The sequence below is a fragment of the Escherichia sp. XD33 genome, assembly GCF_019375075.1.
GTDB lineage: Bacteria > Pseudomonadota > Gammaproteobacteria > Enterobacterales > Enterobacteriaceae > Enterobacter > Enterobacter flexneri_A.
Genome location: NZ_JAENDM010000001.1, coordinates 29206 through 46411 on the forward strand (window position 1 = coordinate 29206; position 17206 = coordinate 46411).

General features: G+C 52.4%; 16 protein-coding genes. 14 read left to right on the plus strand and 2 right to left on the minus strand.

The features are described from left to right. Positions 1-12: 12 nt before the first annotated feature. The 6 genes from flgG to flgL all read left to right on the plus strand — a co-directional run bounded on the left by flgG (position 13) and on the right by flgL (position 6270). Entirely contained in the window at positions 13-795 is a 783-nt protein-coding gene (flgG, locus tag K0778_RS00175) for a flagellar basal-body rod protein FlgG (RefSeq protein ID WP_000625837.1), read from the plus strand. A gap of 52 nt (positions 796-847) precedes the next feature. Next, the gene (flgH, locus tag K0778_RS00180; protein ID WP_001295442.1) at positions 848-1546 is read left to right on the plus strand and encodes a flagellar basal body L-ring protein FlgH; all 699 of its coding nucleotides are present in this window, start codon (positions 848-850) and stop codon (positions 1544-1546) included. Between the two features lie 11 nt (positions 1547-1557). Continuing rightward, positions 1558-2655 carry a flagellar basal body P-ring protein FlgI gene (gene flgI, locus K0778_RS00185; RefSeq protein WP_000589326.1) on the plus strand — a complete coding sequence of 366 codons (1098 nt, stop codon included), beginning with the start codon at positions 1558-1560 and terminating at the stop codon, positions 2653-2655. Then, positions 2655-3596, plus strand: coding sequence for a flagellar assembly peptidoglycan hydrolase FlgJ (flgJ, locus tag K0778_RS00190; RefSeq protein WP_034167091.1), 942 nt, complete (start codon positions 2655-2657; stop codon positions 3594-3596). The genes flgI and flgJ overlap by 1 nt, the downstream gene beginning before the upstream one ends. Before the next feature lie 65 nt (positions 3597-3661). Beyond that, entirely contained in the window at positions 3662-5305 is a 1644-nt protein-coding gene (gene flgK, locus K0778_RS00195; protein WP_000096479.1) for a flagellar hook-associated protein FlgK, read from the plus strand. Between the two features lie 11 nt (positions 5306-5316). Beyond that, entirely contained in the window at positions 5317-6270 is a 954-nt protein-coding gene (flgL, locus tag K0778_RS00200) for a flagellar hook-associated protein FlgL (RefSeq protein ID WP_001212782.1), read from the plus strand. A gap of 195 nt (positions 6271-6465) precedes the next feature. Here flgL and rne read toward each other — a convergent pair whose 3' ends face one another. Then, a complete protein-coding gene (gene rne / locus K0778_RS00205) occupies positions 6466-9651 on the minus strand; it encodes a ribonuclease E (RefSeq protein ID WP_000827360.1) in 3186 nt (1061 codons plus the stop codon). Positions 9652-10223: 572 nt separating this feature from the next. On the opposite strand from rne, the gene rluC reads away from it, so the two are divergent. Next, on the plus strand, positions 10224-11183 hold the full coding sequence (gene rluC / locus K0778_RS00210) for a 23S rRNA pseudouridine(955/2504/2580) synthase RluC (RefSeq protein WP_000846343.1): 960 nt from the start codon (positions 10224-10226) through the stop codon (positions 11181-11183). A 111-nt stretch (positions 11184-11294) separates the two neighbouring features. Here the strand turns inward: rluC and yceF are convergent, their stop codons facing one another. After that, the gene (gene yceF, locus K0778_RS00215) at positions 11295-11879 is read right to left on the minus strand and encodes a 7-methyl-GTP pyrophosphatase (protein WP_024193442.1); all 585 of its coding nucleotides are present in this window, start codon (positions 11877-11879) and stop codon (positions 11295-11297) included. A gap of 198 nt (positions 11880-12077) precedes the next feature. Here yceF and yceD point away from each other — a divergent pair, with 198 nt between their 5' ends. The 7 genes from yceD (at position 12078) to acpP (ending at position 17135) form a co-directional block, all read left to right on the plus strand. After that, entirely contained in the window at positions 12078-12599 is a 522-nt protein-coding gene (gene yceD, locus K0778_RS00220; RefSeq protein WP_001174481.1) for a 23S rRNA accumulation protein YceD, read from the plus strand. A gap of 51 nt (positions 12600-12650) precedes the next feature. Next, positions 12651-12824, plus strand: coding sequence for a 50S ribosomal protein L32 (gene rpmF, locus K0778_RS00225; protein ID WP_000290727.1), 174 nt, complete (start codon positions 12651-12653; stop codon positions 12822-12824). 80 nt (positions 12825-12904) lie between these two features. Beyond that, a complete protein-coding gene (plsX, locus tag K0778_RS00230) occupies positions 12905-13975 on the plus strand; it encodes a phosphate acyltransferase PlsX (RefSeq protein ID WP_000197578.1) in 1071 nt (356 codons plus the stop codon). 67 nt (positions 13976-14042) lie between these two features. Then, complete coding sequence (gene fabH, locus K0778_RS00235; RefSeq protein ID WP_000288132.1) at positions 14043-14996, plus strand: beta-ketoacyl-ACP synthase III; 954 nt, start codon at positions 14043-14045, stop codon at positions 14994-14996. Positions 14997-15011: 15 nt separating this feature from the next. After that, the gene (gene fabD, locus K0778_RS00240; RefSeq protein ID WP_000191372.1) at positions 15012-15941 is read left to right on the plus strand and encodes an ACP S-malonyltransferase; all 930 of its coding nucleotides are present in this window, start codon (positions 15012-15014) and stop codon (positions 15939-15941) included. 12 nt (positions 15942-15953) lie between these two features. After that, positions 15954-16688 carry a 3-oxoacyl-ACP reductase FabG gene (fabG, locus tag K0778_RS00245; RefSeq protein WP_001008535.1) on the plus strand — a complete coding sequence of 245 codons (735 nt, stop codon included), beginning with the start codon at positions 15954-15956 and terminating at the stop codon, positions 16686-16688. A 210-nt stretch (positions 16689-16898) separates the two neighbouring features. Next, the gene (acpP, locus tag K0778_RS00250; protein WP_000103754.1) at positions 16899-17135 is read left to right on the plus strand and encodes an acyl carrier protein; all 237 of its coding nucleotides are present in this window, start codon (positions 16899-16901) and stop codon (positions 17133-17135) included. Positions 17136-17206 lie beyond the last annotated feature (71 nt).

Below are 17206 nucleotides of genomic sequence, written 5' to 3' on the forward strand. Positions count from 1 at the left end.
ACAGGACATTTTATGATCAGTTCATTATGGATCGCCAAAACGGGCCTTGACGCCCAGCAAACCAATATGGACGTCATTGCCAACAACCTGGCAAACGTCAGTACTAACGGTTTTAAGCGTCAGCGCGCGGTGTTTGAAGATCTGCTTTATCAAACCATTCGCCAGCCGGGGGCACAGTCTTCCGAACAAACCACCTTACCCTCCGGATTACAAATCGGCACGGGGGTACGCCCGGTCGCCACTGAACGCTTACACAGCCAGGGAAACCTGTCGCAGACCAACAACAGCAAAGATGTCGCGATTAAAGGGCAGGGCTTTTTCCAGGTGATGTTGCCAGATGGTTCATCAGCCTATACCCGTGACGGCTCTTTCCAGGTGGATCAGAACGGGCAGCTGGTGACGGCTGGTGGTTTTCAGGTGCAGCCAGCGATCACCATTCCGGCGAATGCGTTAAGTATCACCATCGGTCGTGATGGCGTGGTCAGCGTAACCCAACAAGGCCAGGCAGCTCCGGTTCAGGTTGGGCAGCTCAATCTCACCACCTTTATGAATGACACCGGGCTGGAGAGCATTGGCGAAAACCTCTACACCGAAACGCAATCCTCTGGTGCACCGAACGAAAGCACGCCGGGCCTGAACGGCGCGGGACTGCTGTATCAAGGGTATGTTGAAACGTCTAACGTCAACGTGGCGGAAGAACTGGTCAATATGATTCAGGTGCAACGCGCTTACGAAATCAACAGTAAAGCGGTGTCCACCACCGATCAGATGCTGCAAAAACTGACGCAACTCTAAGGCTTAACCGGTGGCAGGTTCACCGGTTTACTGATTTTTGAAGATGATAGCCATGCAAAAAAACGCTGCGCATACTTATGCCATTTCCAGCTTGTTGGTGCTTTCACTAACCGGCTGCGCCTGGATACCCTCCACGCCGCTGGTGCAGGGGGCGACCAGTGCACAACCGGTTCCCGGTCCGACGCCCGTCGCCAACGGTTCTATTTTCCAGTCTGCTCAGCCGATTAACTATGGCTATCAACCGCTGTTTGAAGATCGTCGACCACGCAATATTGGCGATACGCTGACTATCGTGTTGCAGGAGAACGTCAGCGCCAGCAAAAGCTCCTCTGCGAATGCCAGCCGTGACGGTAAAACTAATTTTGGCTTTGATACTGTGCCGCGCTATTTGCAGGGGCTGTTTGGTAACGCTCGTGCCGATGTCGAAGCCTCCGGTGGTAACACGTTCAACGGAAAGGGCGGGGCCAATGCCAGCAATACCTTTAGCGGCACGTTGACGGTGACGGTTGACCAGGTACTGGTCAACGGCAACCTGCATGTGGTGGGTGAAAAACAGATTGCCATTAATCAGGGTACCGAATTTATTCGCTTCTCTGGCGTGGTTAATCCACGCACTATCAGCGGCAGCAATACCGTACCGTCTACTCAGGTGGCGGATGCGCGCATTGAATACGTAGGCAATGGCTACATTAACGAAGCGCAAAATATGGGCTGGTTGCAGCGTTTCTTCCTTAACCTGTCGCCAATGTAAGTGAGGCTGTGGTGATTAAATTTCTCTCTGCATTAATTCTTCTACTGGTCACGACGGCGGCTCAGGCTGAGCGTATTCGCGATCTCACCAGTGTTCAGGGGGTAAGGCAAAACTCACTGATTGGCTATGGTCTGGTGGTGGGGCTGGATGGCACCGGTGACCAGACAACCCAGACGCCGTTTACCACACAAACGCTTAATAACATGCTCTCACAGCTGGGAATTACCGTTCCGACGGGCACCAATATGCAGCTAAAAAACGTCGCTGCGGTAATGGTGACAGCGTCACTTCCTCCGTTTGGACGTCAGGGGCAAACCATCGATGTGGTGGTTTCTTCCATGGGAAATGCCAAAAGCTTGCGTGGAGGTACGTTGTTGATGACACCGCTTAAGGGCGTTGACAGTCAGGTGTATGCGCTGGCGCAGGGCAATATTCTGGTTGGCGGCGCAGGAGCCTCCGCTGGCGGTAGCAGTGTTCAGGTTAACCAACTGAACGGTGGACGGATCACCAATGGTGCGGTTATTGAACGTGAATTGCCCAGCCAGTTTGGCGTCGGGAATACCCTTAATTTGCAACTTAACGACGAAGATTTCAGCATGGCGCAGCAAATCGCTGACACCATCAACCGCGTGCGTGGATATGGCAGCGCCACCGCGTTAGATGCGCGGACTATTCAGGTGCGCGTACCGAGTGGCAACAGTTCCCAGGTCCGCTTCCTTGCCGATATTCAGAATATGCAGGTTAATGTCACCCCGCAGGACGCTAAAGTAGTGATTAACTCGCGCACCGGTTCGGTGGTGATGAATCGCGAAGTGACCCTCGACAGCTGCGCGGTAGCGCAGGGGAATCTCTCAGTAACAGTTAATCGTCAGGCCAATGTCAGCCAGCCAGATACACCGTTTGGTGGTGGACAGACTGTGGTTACTCCACAAACGCAGATCGATTTACGCCAGAGCGGCGGTTCGCTGCAAAGCGTACGTTCCAGCGCCAGCCTCAATAACGTGGTGCGCGCGCTCAATGCGCTGGGCGCTACGCCGATGGATCTGATGTCCATACTGCAATCAATGCAAAGTGCGGGATGTCTGCGGGCAAAACTGGAAATCATCTGATGATCAGCGACAGCAAACTACTGGCAAGTGCGGCCTGGGATGCGCAATCACTCAACGAACTAAAGGCGAAAGCGGGCGAAGATCCGGCGGCAAATATCCGTCCGGTGACCCGTCAGGTGGAAGGGATGTTCGTGCAGATGATGTTGAAAAGCATGCGCGACGCTTTACCAAAAGATGGCCTGTTCAGCAGCGAGCACACTCGCCTGTATACCAGTATGTATGACCAGCAGATTGCCCAACAGATGACGGCGGGCAAAGGTCTGGGGCTTGCAGAGATGATGGTTAAACAGATGACGCCAGAACAACCATTGCCAGAGGAGTCCACGCCAGCAGCACCGATGAAATTCCCGCTCGAAACTGTGGTGCGTTATCAAAATCAGGCGCTTTCGCAGCTGGTGCAAAAGGCCGTGCCACGTAACTACGATGATTCGCTGCCGGGTGACAGTAAAGCATTCCTCGCGCAACTCTCGCTGCCCGCCCAACTGGCAAGCCAGCAAAGCGGTGTGCCACATCATTTGATCCTCGCTCAGGCGGCACTGGAATCTGGTTGGGGGCAACGGCAAATCCGCCGCGAAAACGGCGAGCCGAGCTATAACCTGTTTGGTGTCAAAGCCTCTGGCAACTGGAAAGGGCCAGTTACTGAAATCACCACGACTGAATATGAAAACGGCGAAGCGAAGAAAGTAAAAGCGAAGTTTCGCGTCTACAGCTCGTATCTGGAAGCCTTGTCGGATTACGTTGGGCTGTTAACGCGTAACCCGCGCTACGCCGCCGTGACGACCGCCGCGAGTGCGGAACAGGGGGCGCAGGCCCTACAGGACGCGGGCTATGCCACCGATCCTCACTATGCCCGCAAACTCACCAACATGATTCAGCAGATGAAATCGATAAGCGACAAGGTGAGCAAAACCTACAGTATGAACATTGATAATCTGTTCTGAATAACTCAAGTCCGGCGGGTCGCTGCCGATAATACTCTGTAATTGAAGGCTTATAAGGAACCTCCATGTCCAGCTTGATTAATAACGCCATGAGCGGACTGAACGCGGCCCAGGCGGCGTTAAATACGGCAAGTAATAATATCTCCAGCTATAACGTTGCCGGATATACCCGCCAAACCACTATTATGGCGCAGGCCAATAGCACGTTGGGCGCTGGCGGCTGGGTTGGCAATGGTGTCTACGTTTCTGGTGTGCAGCGTGAGTATGATGCGTTTATTACCAACCAGTTACGTGCGGCGCAGACGCAAAGTAGCGGTCTGACTGCCCGCTATGAGCAGATGTCGAAAATCGACAATATGCTCTCCACCAGTACCTCTTCGCTGGCAACACAGATGCAGGATTTCTTCACCAGCCTGCAAACGCTGGTGAGTAACGCGGAAGACCCGGCAGCGCGCCAGGCGCTGATTGGGAAATCAGAAGGATTGGTGAATCAGTTTAAAACCACCGATCAATATCTGCGCGACCAGGACAAACAGGTCAATATCGCGATAGGTGCCAGCGTTGATCAGATCAACAACTACGCTAAACAAATTGCCAGCCTGAACGATCAAATCTCGCGCCTGACAGGCGTGGGGGCAGGGGCGTCACCTAACAATCTGCTGGATCAACGCGATCAACTGGTGAGCGAATTAAACCAGATTGTTGGTGTAGAAGTCAGCGTTCAGGATGGCGGCACTTATAACATCACGATGGCCAATGGTTACTCACTGGTTCAGGGAAGTACGGCGCGGCAACTGGCGGCAGTTCCTTCCAGCGCTGACCCTTCTCGTACGACTGTCGCTTATGTTGATGGGACGGCAGGCAATATTGAGATCCCGGAGAAATTACTGAATACCGGGTCGCTGGGCGGCATTCTGACATTCCGTTCTCAGGATCTGGACCAGACGCGTAATACGCTTGGACAACTGGCGCTGGCATTTGCCGAGGCTTTCAACACCCAACACAAAGCCGGATTTGATGCTAACGGCGATGCCGGTGAAGATTTCTTTGCTATCGGTAAGCCCGCGGTTCTGCAAAACACGAAAAACAAAGGTGACGTTGCGATCGGTGCCACGGTAACTGATGCCTCCGCGGTACTGGCGACAGATTACAAAATCTCGTTCGATAATAATCAGTGGCAGGTCACCCGCCTTGCCAGCAATACCACTTTTACGGTGACGCCGGATGCCAACGGTAAAGTGGCATTTGATGGTCTGGAGTTGACGTTTACAGGAACGCCTGCCGTTAACGACAGCTTCACGCTGAAACCAGTAAGTGACGCCATCGTCAACATGGATGTATTAATCACCGACGAAGCGAAAATAGCGATGGCGAGCGAAGAAGATGCGGGTGATAGCGATAACCGCAACGGTCAGGCCCTGCTGGATCTGCAAAGCAACAGTAAAACGGTGGGCGGTGCGAAATCCTTTAACGACGCTTATGCCTCGTTAGTGAGTGATATCGGTAATAAAACCGCGACGTTGAAAACCAGTAGCGCCACGCAAGGTAATGTGGTGACGCAGCTTTCCAATCAGCAGCAGTCGATTTCCGGTGTCAATCTCGATGAGGAGTACGGAAATCTGCAACGTTTTCAGCAGTATTACCTGGCGAATGCGCAGGTTCTGCAGACGGCAAACGCGATTTTTGATGCGCTGATTAACATTCGCTAAGGGGAGATAAGATGCGTTTCAGTACACAGATGATGTACCAGCAAAACATGCGTGGTATCACCAATTCTCAGGCAGAATGGATGAAGTACGGCGAACAGATGTCGACGGGTAAGCGAGTCGTTAACCCTTCTGACGATCCCATTGCTGCATCACAAGCCGTAGTTCTCTCCCAGGCACAGGCGCAAAACAGCCAGTACACGCTGGCGCGTACTTTCGCCACTCAAAAAGTGTCACTGGAAGAGAGTGTACTTAGCCAGGTCACCACTGCTATCCAGAATGCTCAGGAAAAAATTGTCTACGCCAGCAATGGCACCTTGAGTGACGATGACCGGGCCTCGCTGGCTACGGATATTCAGGGGCTTCGTGACCAGTTGCTGAATCTGGCAAACACCACTGACGGTAACGGGCGCTACATTTTTGCCGGTTATAAAACAGAGACTGCGCCGTTTAGCGAAGAGAAAGGGAAATACGTCGGTGGAGCAGAAAGTATTAAACAACAGGTCGATGCTTCGCGTTCGATGGTGATAGGGCACACGGGTGACAAAATTTTCGACAGTATTACCAGCAACGCGGTAGCGGAACCAGACGGTAGCGCTTCTGAAACCAATCTTTTTGCCATGCTGGATAGTGCCATCGCAGCCCTGAAAACGCCGGTCGCGGATAGCGAAGCGGATAAAGAAACCGCCGCTGCGGCGTTAGATAAAACCAACCGCGGACTGAAAAACTCGCTGAACAATGTGCTGACTGTTCGCGCGGAATTAGGCACGCAGCTGAACGAACTGGAGTCGCTGGATTCATTAGGTAGCGATCGCGCTTTAGGGCAAACGCAGCAGATGAGCGATCTGGTTGATGTGGACTGGAATGCAACTATTTCATCTTACATCATGCAGCAAACGGCATTGCAGGCATCGTATAAAGCATTTACCGATATGCAGGGATTGTCGCTCTTCCAGCTCAGCAAATAATTTCGCTTTAAAACATATCATGAAACTGGGTATGTTTTGTCTGCCTGCTCTGGGATCGCTGGGGCGGGCATTTTTTTGCCTATTTTGCATTGTTGGTTAGCAAGGATGCCATTCGATGAATTTTAATATGTTGATTCAAAGATGAAATAAAAAAGCCCTGGCAGTTACCAGGGCTTGATTACTTTGAGCTAATTATTACTCAACAGGTTGCGGACGCGCAGGAGCGGCAGAGGCATGATGTGTTGCCGTATGACCACCTGCGGCACCTTTACCTTCGAAGGCAAAAGTAGGGCGCTGCCAGTCACTGTGACGCGGTGCCTCCGGAACATATTCCGGTGCTGGAGCGCGCGTCATTGGCGCGGTAGCGTGGTTATGCTCAACGGTGACCTCAGGTTCGACCGCAGCTACCGTTTCAACTTCTGCTGCGACTTCAGCGACTACTGGCGCGGCAGGTTGAGCAACAACTTCAGGTTCAGCAACTACAACCTCAGCAGTTTCGACAACTTCTTCAATATCTGCCGTCTCTTCCTGCGGTTCAACCACCGGTTCTGCTTGTTCTGCAACTTCCTGGGCTACGGCAACATCAGACTCGGTAATCACCTGCGGCTGTTCAGTTACCGCGGCAGCGATCACTTCAGGATGCGTCGTTTCAACCACTTCCGGTTGCGGTTCGGCAACCTGAACGGGGGCTTCTACGACACCGGCCACTTCTTCAACAACTGGCGCGCTAACAACCGGTTCGATAGCGGCGGCGACAGGGACCTCAGTCACCATCGGCTGCACATGTACTTCTTCCTGTTCGCGCTGCTCTTCAACCTGTACATCTTGCGGACGTACAATTGGATAGCGGATCCAGACTTTGCCAGAGGCCAGTTCCGGAGACGCGCACGCTACGGTCAACGGCATTGGCGACTGGGTTGGATAACGCTCGTCACGATAGCGACGACGACGCTGACCACTTACGCGCAGGTGACGAGGCGAGCGGCGAGAACGACGCGGCATGCCACCGTTGTCACGGTTATCAGCATTGTTCTCTTCTTGCTGTTCTGGTGCAGTTTGCGCTACGACTGGCAGCGGGACTTTCACCAGTTCTGTGCGTGGAGCTGGCGCTTCCTGAACAATTGGTTCGGCAGCGACAGTTTCTTCAACCACCGGTGCGACTACCGCTTCTTCGGCTACGCTTTGCTCGTAACGCACTTTCTGATTGAGCTGACGCTGTTTACGACGCGGCTGAACCGGACGTACACGTTCTTCCTGTTCGGTTTCCTGAACAGATTGCTCTTCAACATTCAGCGCCTTCGCTTCTTGTTGCGCCTGACGTTTATCATCATTACGGCGGCGGCTACGTTCACGACGCGGCGCTTGCTGCTCGTCGGCGGTACGCGCTTTTTCCGTTACCTCAGCCTGCTGACGGCTCTCACGCGTCTCGGCAGTCTGCTGCTGTGCCTGGCGACGATTACGACGGTTTTCTTCGCGATTATCGCTGCCTTCAGTACGTTCACTACGGGTGTCGCGGCGCTCATTACGGTCACGGCGGTTGTTCTGACGAGGCTTGCGACGATCCTGTTGACGTTCCGGTTTCGCTTCTGCTTTCGGTGCTGGTTGCTCGGTCGGTTTGGTTTCTTCACCACCGCTGAACAGCGCTTTCAGTGCGCCGAAGAAGCGGCTCAACAGCCCAGGTTGTGCAGGAGCTGCTGGTGTTGCCGGTGCAGCTTTCGGTGCTGGAGCTACAACAGGCGCGGCAGGTTCAGCTGGCGTTGGCGCAGGCGGCACATCCGGCATGGCAAAGGTTGCCAGCGCAGGTTGTTCCGGACGCTTACGTTCAGCGAACTCTTCTTCAGACGGCAGCGCCATCGCTTCTTCATGCAGCTTCGGCAGCATGTAGCTTAAGGTTGGGGTTTCTTCCCCTTTACGCACGCGCAGCACGTGGTAGTGCGGGGTTTCCATCTGATCGTTTGGCACAATTACACAGCGCACACCGTCCTGACGAGTTTCAATGGCATTTACCGCAGAACGTTTTTCATTCAGCAGGTAAGAAGCGATTGGCACAGGAACAATGGCGTGAACTTCCTGGGTGTTCTCTTTCAGCGCTTCTTCTTCGATCAGACGCAGAATAGAGAGCGACAGCGATTCGTTGTCACGCACGGTGCCAGTACCAGAACAACGCGGACAAACGTGATGACTGGATTCACCCAGTGATGGGCTCAGGCGCTGACGGGACATTTCCAGCAGGCCAAAGCGAGAAATATGGCTGATTTGAATACGCGCACGGTCCTGACGCACCGCTTCACGCAGACGGTTTTCTACCGCACGCTGGTGGCGTACTGGCGTCATGTCGATGAAGTCGATAACAATCAGGCCGCCGAGGTCACGCAGGCGCAGCTGACGAGCAATCTCATCGGCAGCTTCGAGGTTAGTGTTAAACGCGGTTTCTTCGATATCGCCGCCGCGGGTCGCGCGTGCGGAGTTGATGTCGATGGCCGTTAACGCTTCGGTGCTGTCGATAACAATGGAACCACCAGACGGCAGACGAACTTCACGCTGGAAGGCGGACTCGATCTGTGACTCGATCTGGTAGTGGCTGAACAGCGGGATCTCGCCGGTGTACAGTTTGATTTTGCTGCTGAAATCCGGGCGACCTAATGCAGCGATATGCTGACGTGCCAGTTCGAGCACTTTCGGGTTATCGATAAGGATTTCGCCGATGTCCTGACGTAAGTAATCGCGGAATGCGCGAACGATTACGTTGCTCTCCTGATGAATCAGGAACGGGGCCGGGCGGCTTTCAGCGGCTTTTTTGATGGCTTCCCAGTGTTTCAGACGGAAGCTTAAATCCCATTGCAGCGCCTCAGCAGATTTGCCGACGCCAGCGGTGCGCACGATAAGCCCCATGCCTTCCGGCAGTTCAAGGCTTGCCAGTGCTTCTTTTAATTCGGTACGGTCGTCGCCTTCGATACGGCGAGAAATGCCACCCGCGCGCGGGTTGTTCGGCATCAGAACCAGATAGCTACCCGCCAGACTGATAAAGGTGGTTAATGCCGCGCCTTTGTTGCCGCGCTCTTCTTTATCGATCTGAACAATGACTTCCTGACCTTCACGCAACACATCTTTAATGTTGGGACGACCATGAGCACTGTAGTTAGCAGGGAAATATTCGCGGGCAATTTCTTTTAGTGGGAGGAAACCGTGACGTTCAGCGCCGTAATCAACAAAAGCAGCTTCCAGACTCGGTTCAATGCGGGTGATTTTACCTTTGTAGATGTTTGCCTTTTTCTGCTCGTGCCCTGGACTTTCGATATCCAGGTCATACAGACGCTGCCCATCTACAAGGGCAACGCGCAACTCTTCCTGCTGAGTTGCGTTGATTAACATTCTTTTCATCGTAACTTACTCATTATTCTTACATTGACGACTAAGCTGCGGGCAAAGTAACGCCTTTCCGGGTGTGAACCGATGGCCTCGTGTCTAGTCGCGTCGCCAACCTCACGGTTATCGTCAGCTCAAAGAGGCGCAGAGTGTCGGTTGCCCGTTTTTCATGCGGAAAAACAGCGCAATTATCAAAGAAACAGACTGGGTATTACTCTCCAGAAATATTTCCATCTACCGGTAAGGACTGCAACCCGCAGCCCGCTAACTGCCTGAAAGATCAATACGTCTTACGCCATTGCTGCGTGGATGATCGGTCGGGCAAAATGGGTTATTCCGTAAAATTTCTTGTTTTAACAAGGATGGACACGGAAACGGCCTCATTATTCCACTGCAAGCCTTGTTATAGCAAGATGACTTTTACCATTTATCACCCGCTTACTCACAGTTTTTTCACTTCTTGCTGGTGATTGGTTTAATAACCATCAATAAAGTGATCACGCAGTGAAGTAATAAGGTGCAAAAGTAAATATAAGCATAGAAAAATGAGTGGCGCGAATCCTGTTGGCTAATTAGAATCGCCAACCATGAAAACAGAGACTCCATCCGTAAAAATTGTTGCTATCACCGCTGACGAAGCGGGGCAACGTATCGATAACTTTTTGCGTACCCAATTGAAAGGCGTACCAAAAAGTATGATTTACCGTATTTTGCGTAAAGGCGAAGTGCGGGTGAACAAAAAACGTATTAAGCCTGAATATAAACTCGAAGCGGGTGATGAGGTGCGTATTCCACCGGTTCGCGTTGCTGAGCGGGAAGAAGAGGCGGTTTCGCCACATCTGCAAAAGGTGGCGGCGCTGGCGGACGTCATCTTATATGAAGATGATCACATCCTGGTGCTGAATAAACCTTCCGGTACGGCGGTACATGGCGGCAGTGGTTTAAGCTTCGGCGTTATTGAAGGTTTGCGGGCGTTGCGCCCGGAAGCGCGGTTCCTTGAACTGGTTCATCGTCTTGACCGGGACACCTCAGGTGTTTTGCTGGTAGCGAAAAAACGCTCGGCGTTGCGTTCTCTGCATGAGCAATTACGTGAAAAAGGGATGCAAAAAGATTACCTGGCGCTGGTGCGCGGTCAGTGGCAGTCGCATGTGAAGAGCGTTCAAGCACCGTTACTGAAAAATATTCTGCAAAGCGGCGAACGTATCGTGCGTGTGAGTCAGGAAGGCAAACCGTCGGAAACACGCTTTAAAGTGGAAGAACGCTATGCATTTGCCACCCTGGTGCGTTGTAGCCCGGTAACAGGGCGTACTCACCAGATCCGTGTGCATACACAATATGCGGGTCATCCGATTGCCTTTGACGATCGCTACGGTGACCGTGAATTTGACAGGCAGCTCACTGAAGCAGGCACGGGATTAAATCGCCTGTTCCTGCACGCTGCAGCGTTGAAGTTTACTCATCCGGGGACCGGTGAGGTGATGCGTATCGAAGCTCCGATGGATGAAGGTTTGAAGCGTTGTTTGCAAAAGCTGCGTAACGCGCGCTAATACAAGCATATAAACCTGATAATGGGCGGTTGGCCTGATAAGGCGTTTACGCCGCATCAGGCCGCCAGCACCGATTGCCGGATGCGACGTAACCACATCCGGCGCAAAAAACTATCCCATCAGCGGGTTTTTCCCTTCCCGACGTAACATCTGACACAGCGCGATTAGCGGTAAACCAACCAGCGTGTTAGGATCACGCCCCTCTAAACGCTCAAACAGCGTAATGCCAAATCCTTCACTCTTAAAGCTACCCGCGCAGTGCAGGGGATGCTCTTTACGCACGTAATTATCAATCTCCGCCTCGCTCAGGTGACGGAAATGGACGTCAAAAGGCTCCACTTCTGTTTGCAGATGCCCATTCGCCGAATTAAACAACGCCAGTCCAGTATAGAAGGTGACGATATTGCCGCTGACTTTGCGTAATTGCAGACGGGCATTTTCTTCCGTTAACGGTTTACCGGTGATTTCGCCATCAAGAACACATACCTGGTCTGAACCAATAATTAAATGATCCGGATAACGTGACGCCAGAGATTGCGCTTTTTCTTGTGCCAGTCGAAGCACCAACTGTCGCGGTGATTCGTCGCTGCGTGGGGTTTCGTCGACCTCTGGTGCTGCACATTCAAAAGAGATTTGCAGTTTTTCCAGAAGAGCGCGACGCCATGGCGAGGTGGAGGCTAAAATAAGTTTAGGCATATTTTTTTCCATCAGATATAGCGTATTGATGATAGCCATTTTAAACTATGCGCTTCGTTTTGCAGGTTGATGTTTGTTATCAGCACTGAACGAAAATAAAGCAGTAACCCGCAATGTGTGCGAATTATTGGCAAAAGGCAACCACAGGCTGCCTTTTTCTTTGACTCTATGACGTTACAAAGTTAATATGCGCGCCCTATGCAAAAGGTAAAATTACCCCTGACTCTCGATCCGGTTCGTACGGCTCAAAAACGCCTTGATTACCAGGGTATCTATACCCCTGATCAGGTTGAGCGCGTCGCCGAATCCGTAGTCAGTGTGGACAGTGATGTGGAATGCTCCATGTCGTTCGCTATCGATAACCAACGTCTCGCAGTGTTAAACGGCGATGCGAAGGTGACGGTAACGCTCGAGTGTCAGCGTTGCGGGAAGCCGTTTACTCATCAGGTCTACACAACGTATTGTTTTAGTCCTGTGCGTTCAGACGAACAGGCTGAAGCACTGCCGGAAGCGTATGAACCGATTGAGGTTAACGAATTCGGTGAAATCGATCTGCTTGCAATGGTTGAAGATGAAATCATCCTCGCCTTGCCGGTAGTTCCGGTGCATGATTCTGAACACTGTGAAGTGTCCGAAGCGGACATGGTCTTTGGTGAACTGCCTGAAGAAGCGCAAAAGCCAAACCCATTTGCCGTATTAGCCAGCTTAAAGCGTAAGTAATTGGTGCTCCCCGTTGGATCGGGGATAAACCGTAATTGAGGAGTAAGGTCCATGGCCGTACAACAGAATAAACCAACCCGTTCCAAACGTGGCATGCGTCGTTCCCATGACGCGCTGACCGCAGTCACCAGCCTGTCTGTAGACAAAACTTCTGGTGAAAAACACCTGCGTCACCACATCACTGCCGACGGTTACTACCGCGGCCGCAAGGTCATCGCTAAGTAATCACGCATCTGCGTGATGAAGCTTAGTGAGGATTTTCCCCAGGCAACTGGGGAAAGACCAAACCGGGCGGCGACGATACCTTGACACGTCTAACCCTGGCGTTAGATGTCATGGGAGGGGATTTTGGCCCTTCCGTGACAGTGCCTGCAGCATTGCAGGCACTGAATTCTAATTCGCAACTCACTCTTCTTTTAGTCGGCAATCCCGACGCCATCACGCCATTACTTGCTAAAGCTGACTTTGAACAACGTTCGCGTCTGCAGATTATTCCTGCGCAGTCAGTTATCGCCAGTGATGCCCGGCCTTCGCAAGCTATCCGCGCCAGTCGTGGGAGTTCAATGCGCGTGGCCCTGGAGCTGGTGAAAGAAGGTCGAGCGCAAGCCTGTGTCAGTGCCGGTAATACCGGGGCGCTGATGGGGCTGGCAAAATTATTACTCAAGCCCCTGGAGGGGATTGAGCGTCCGGCGCTGGTGACGGTATTACCACATCAGCAAAAGGGCAAAACGGTGGTCCTTGACTTAGGGGCCAACGTCGATTGTGACAGCACAATGCTGGTGCAATTTGCCATTATGGGCTCAGTTCTGGCTGAAGAGGTGGTGGAAATTCCCAATCCTCGCGTGGCGTTGCTCAATATTGGTGAAGAAGAAGTAAAGGGTCTCGACAGTATTCGGGATGCCTCAGCGGTGCTTAAAACAATCCCTTCTATCAATTATATCGGCTATCTTGAAGCCAATGAGTTGTTAACTGGCAAGACAGATGTGCTGGTTTGTGACGGCTTTACAGGAAATGTCACATTAAAGACGATGGAAGGTGTTGTCAGGATGTTCCTTTCTCTGCTGAAATCTCAGGGTGAAGGGAAAAAACGGTCGTGGTGGCTACTGTTATTAAAGCGTTGGCTACAAAAGAGCCTGACGAGGCGATTCAGTCACCTCAACCCCGACCAGTATAACGGCGCCTGTCTGTTAGGATTGCGCGGCACGGTGATAAAAAGTCATGGTGCAGCCAATCAGCGAGCTTTTGCGGTCGCGATTGAACAGGCAGTGCAGGCGGTGCAGCGACAAGTTCCTCAGCGAATTGCCGCTCGCCTGGAATCTGTATACCCAGCTGGTTTTGAGCTGCTGGACGGTGGCAAAAGCGGAACTCTGCGGTAGCAGGACGCTGCCAGCGAACTCGCAGTTTGCAAGTGACGGTATATAACCGAAAAGTGACTGAGCGTACATGTATACGAAGATTATTGGTACTGGCAGCTATCTGCCCGAACAAGTGCGGACAAACGCCGATTTGGAAAAAATGGTGGACACCTCTGACGAGTGGATTGTCACTCGTACCGGTATCCGCGAACGCCACATTGCCGCGCCAAACGAAACCGTTTCAACCATGGGCTTTGAAGCGGCGACACGCGCAATTGAGATGGCGGGCATTGAGAAAGACCAGATTGGCCTGATCGTTGTGGCAACGACTTCTGCTACGCACGCTTTCCCGAGCGCAGCTTGTCAGATTCAAAGCATGTTGGGCATTAAAGGTTGCCCGGCATTTGACGTTGCAGCAGCCTGCGCAGGTTTCACCTATGCATTAAGCGTAGCCGATCAATACGTGAAATCTGGGGCGGTGAAGTATGCTCTGGTCGTCGGTTCCGATGTACTGGCGCGCACCTGCGATCCAACCGATCGTGGGACTATTATTATTTTTGGCGATGGCGCGGGCGCTGCGGTGCTGGCTGCCTCTGAAGAGCCGGGAATCATTTCCACCCATCTGCATGCCGACGGTAGTTATGGGGAATTGCTGACGCTGCCAAACGCCGACCGCGTGAATCCAGAGAATTCAATTCATCTGACGATGGCGGGCAACGAAGTCTTCAAGGTTGCGGTAACGGAACTGGCGCACATCGTTGATGAGACGCTGGCGGCGAATAATCTTGACCGTTCTCAACTGGACTGGCTGGTTCCGCATCAGGCTAACCTGCGTATTATCAGTGCAACGGCGAAAAAACTCGGTATGTCTATGGATAATGTCGTGGTGACGCTGGATCGCCACGGTAATACCTCTGCGGCCTCTGTCCCGTGCGCGCTGGATGAAGCTGTACGCGACGGGCGCATTAAGCCGGGGCAGTTGGTTCTGCTTGAAGCCTTTGGCGGTGGATTCACCTGGGGCTCCGCGCTGGTTCGTTTCTAGGATAAGGATTAAAACATGACGCAATTTGCATTTGTGTTCCCTGGACAGGGTTCTCAAACCGTTGGAATGCTGGCTGATATGGCGGCGAGCTATCCAATTGTCGAAGAAACGTTTGCTGAAGCTTCTGCGGCGCTGGGCTACGACCTGTGGGCGCTGACCCAGCAGGGGCCAGCTGAAGAACTGAATAAAACCTGGCAAACTCAGCCTGCGCTGTTGACTGCATCTGTTGCGCTGTATCGCGTATGGCAGCAGCAGGGCGGTAAAGCACCGGCAATGATGGCCGGTCACAGCCTGGGGGAATACTCCGCGCTGGTTTGCGCTGGTGTGATTGATTTCGCTGATGCGGTGCGTCTGGTTGAGATGCGCGGCAAGTTCATGCAAGAAGCCGTACCGGAAGGCACGGGCGCTATGGCGGCAATCATCGGTCTGGATGATGCGTCTATTGCGAAAGCGTGTGAAGAAGCTGCAGAAGGTCAGGTCGTTTCTCCGGTAAACTTTAACTCTCCGGGACAGGTGGTTATTGCCGGTCATAAAGAAGCGGTTGAGCGTGCTGGCGCTGCCTGTAAAGCGGCGGGCGCAAAACGCGCGCTGCCGTTACCAGTGAGCGTACCGTCTCACTGTGCGCTGATGAAACCAGCAGCCGACAAACTGGCAGTAGAATTAGCGAAAATCACCTTTAACGCACCAACAGTTCCTGTTGTGAATAACGTTGATGTGAAATGCGAAACCAATGGTGATGCCATCCGTGACGCACTGGTACGTCAGTTGTATAACCCGGTTCAGTGGACGAAGTCTGTTGAGTACATGGCAGCGCAAGGCGTAGAACATCTCTATGAAGTCGGCCCGGGCAAAGTGCTTACTGGCCTGACGAAACGCATTGTCGACACCCTGACCGCCTCGGCGCTGAACGAACCTTCAGCGATGGCAGCGGCGCTCGAGCTTTAAAAGAGGAAAATCATGAATTTTGAAGGAAAAATCGCACTGGTAACCGGTGCAAGCCGCGGAATTGGCCGCGCAATTGCTGAAACGCTCGCAGCCCGTGGCGCGAAAGTTATTGGCACTGCGACCAGTGAAAATGGCGCTCAGGCGATCAGTGATTATTTAGGTGCCAACGGCAAAGGTCTGATGTTGAATGTGACCGACCCGGCATCTATCGAATCTGTTCTGGAAAAAATTCGCGCAGAATTTGGTGAAGTGGATATCCTGGTCAATAATGCCGGTATCACTCGTGATAACCTGTTAATGCGAATGAAAGATGAAGAGTGGAACGATATTATCGAAACCAACCTTTCATCTGTTTTCCGTCTGTCAAAAGCGGTAATGCGCGCTATGATGAAAAAGCGTCATGGTCGTATTATCACTATCGGTTCTGTGGTTGGTACCATGGGAAATGGCGGTCAGGCCAACTACGCTGCGGCGAAAGCGGGCTTGATCGGCTTCAGTAAATCACTGGCGCGCGAAGTTGCGTCACGCGGTATTACTGTAAACGTTGTTGCTCCGGGCTTTATTGAAACGGACATGACACGTGCGCTGAGCGATGACCAGCGTGCGGGTATCCTGGCGCAGGTTCCTGCGGGTCGCCTCGGCGGCGCACAGGAAATCGCCAACGCGGTTGCATTCCTGGCATCCGACGAAGCAGCTTACATCACGGGTGAAACTTTGCATGTGAACGGCGGGATGTACATGGTCTGACCGCGATTTGCACAAAATGCTCATGTTGCGCGCAGTCTGCGTGGTTATGAGTAATAATTAGTGCAAAATGATTTGCGTTATTGGGGGGTAAGGCCTCAAAATAACGTAAAATCGTGGTAAGACCTGCCGGGATTTAGTTGCAAATTTTTCAACATTTTATACACTACGAAAACCATCGCGAAAGCGAGTTTTGATAGGAAATTTAAGAGTATGAGCACTATCGAAGAACGCGTTAAGAAAATTATCGGCGAACAGCTGGGCGTTAAGCAGGAAGAAGTTACCAACAATGCTTCTTTCGTTGAAGACCTGGGCGCGGATTCTCTTGACACCGTTGAGCTGGTAATGGCTCTGGAAGAAGAGTTTGATACTGAGATTCCGGACGAAGAAGCTGAGAAAATCACCACCGTTCAGGCTGCCATTGATTACATCAACGGCCACCAGGCGTAAGTGAACATCTCCAGGCGGTCGTTCGACCGCCTGAGTTTTATCTTTTTGTCCCACTAGAATCATTTTTTCCC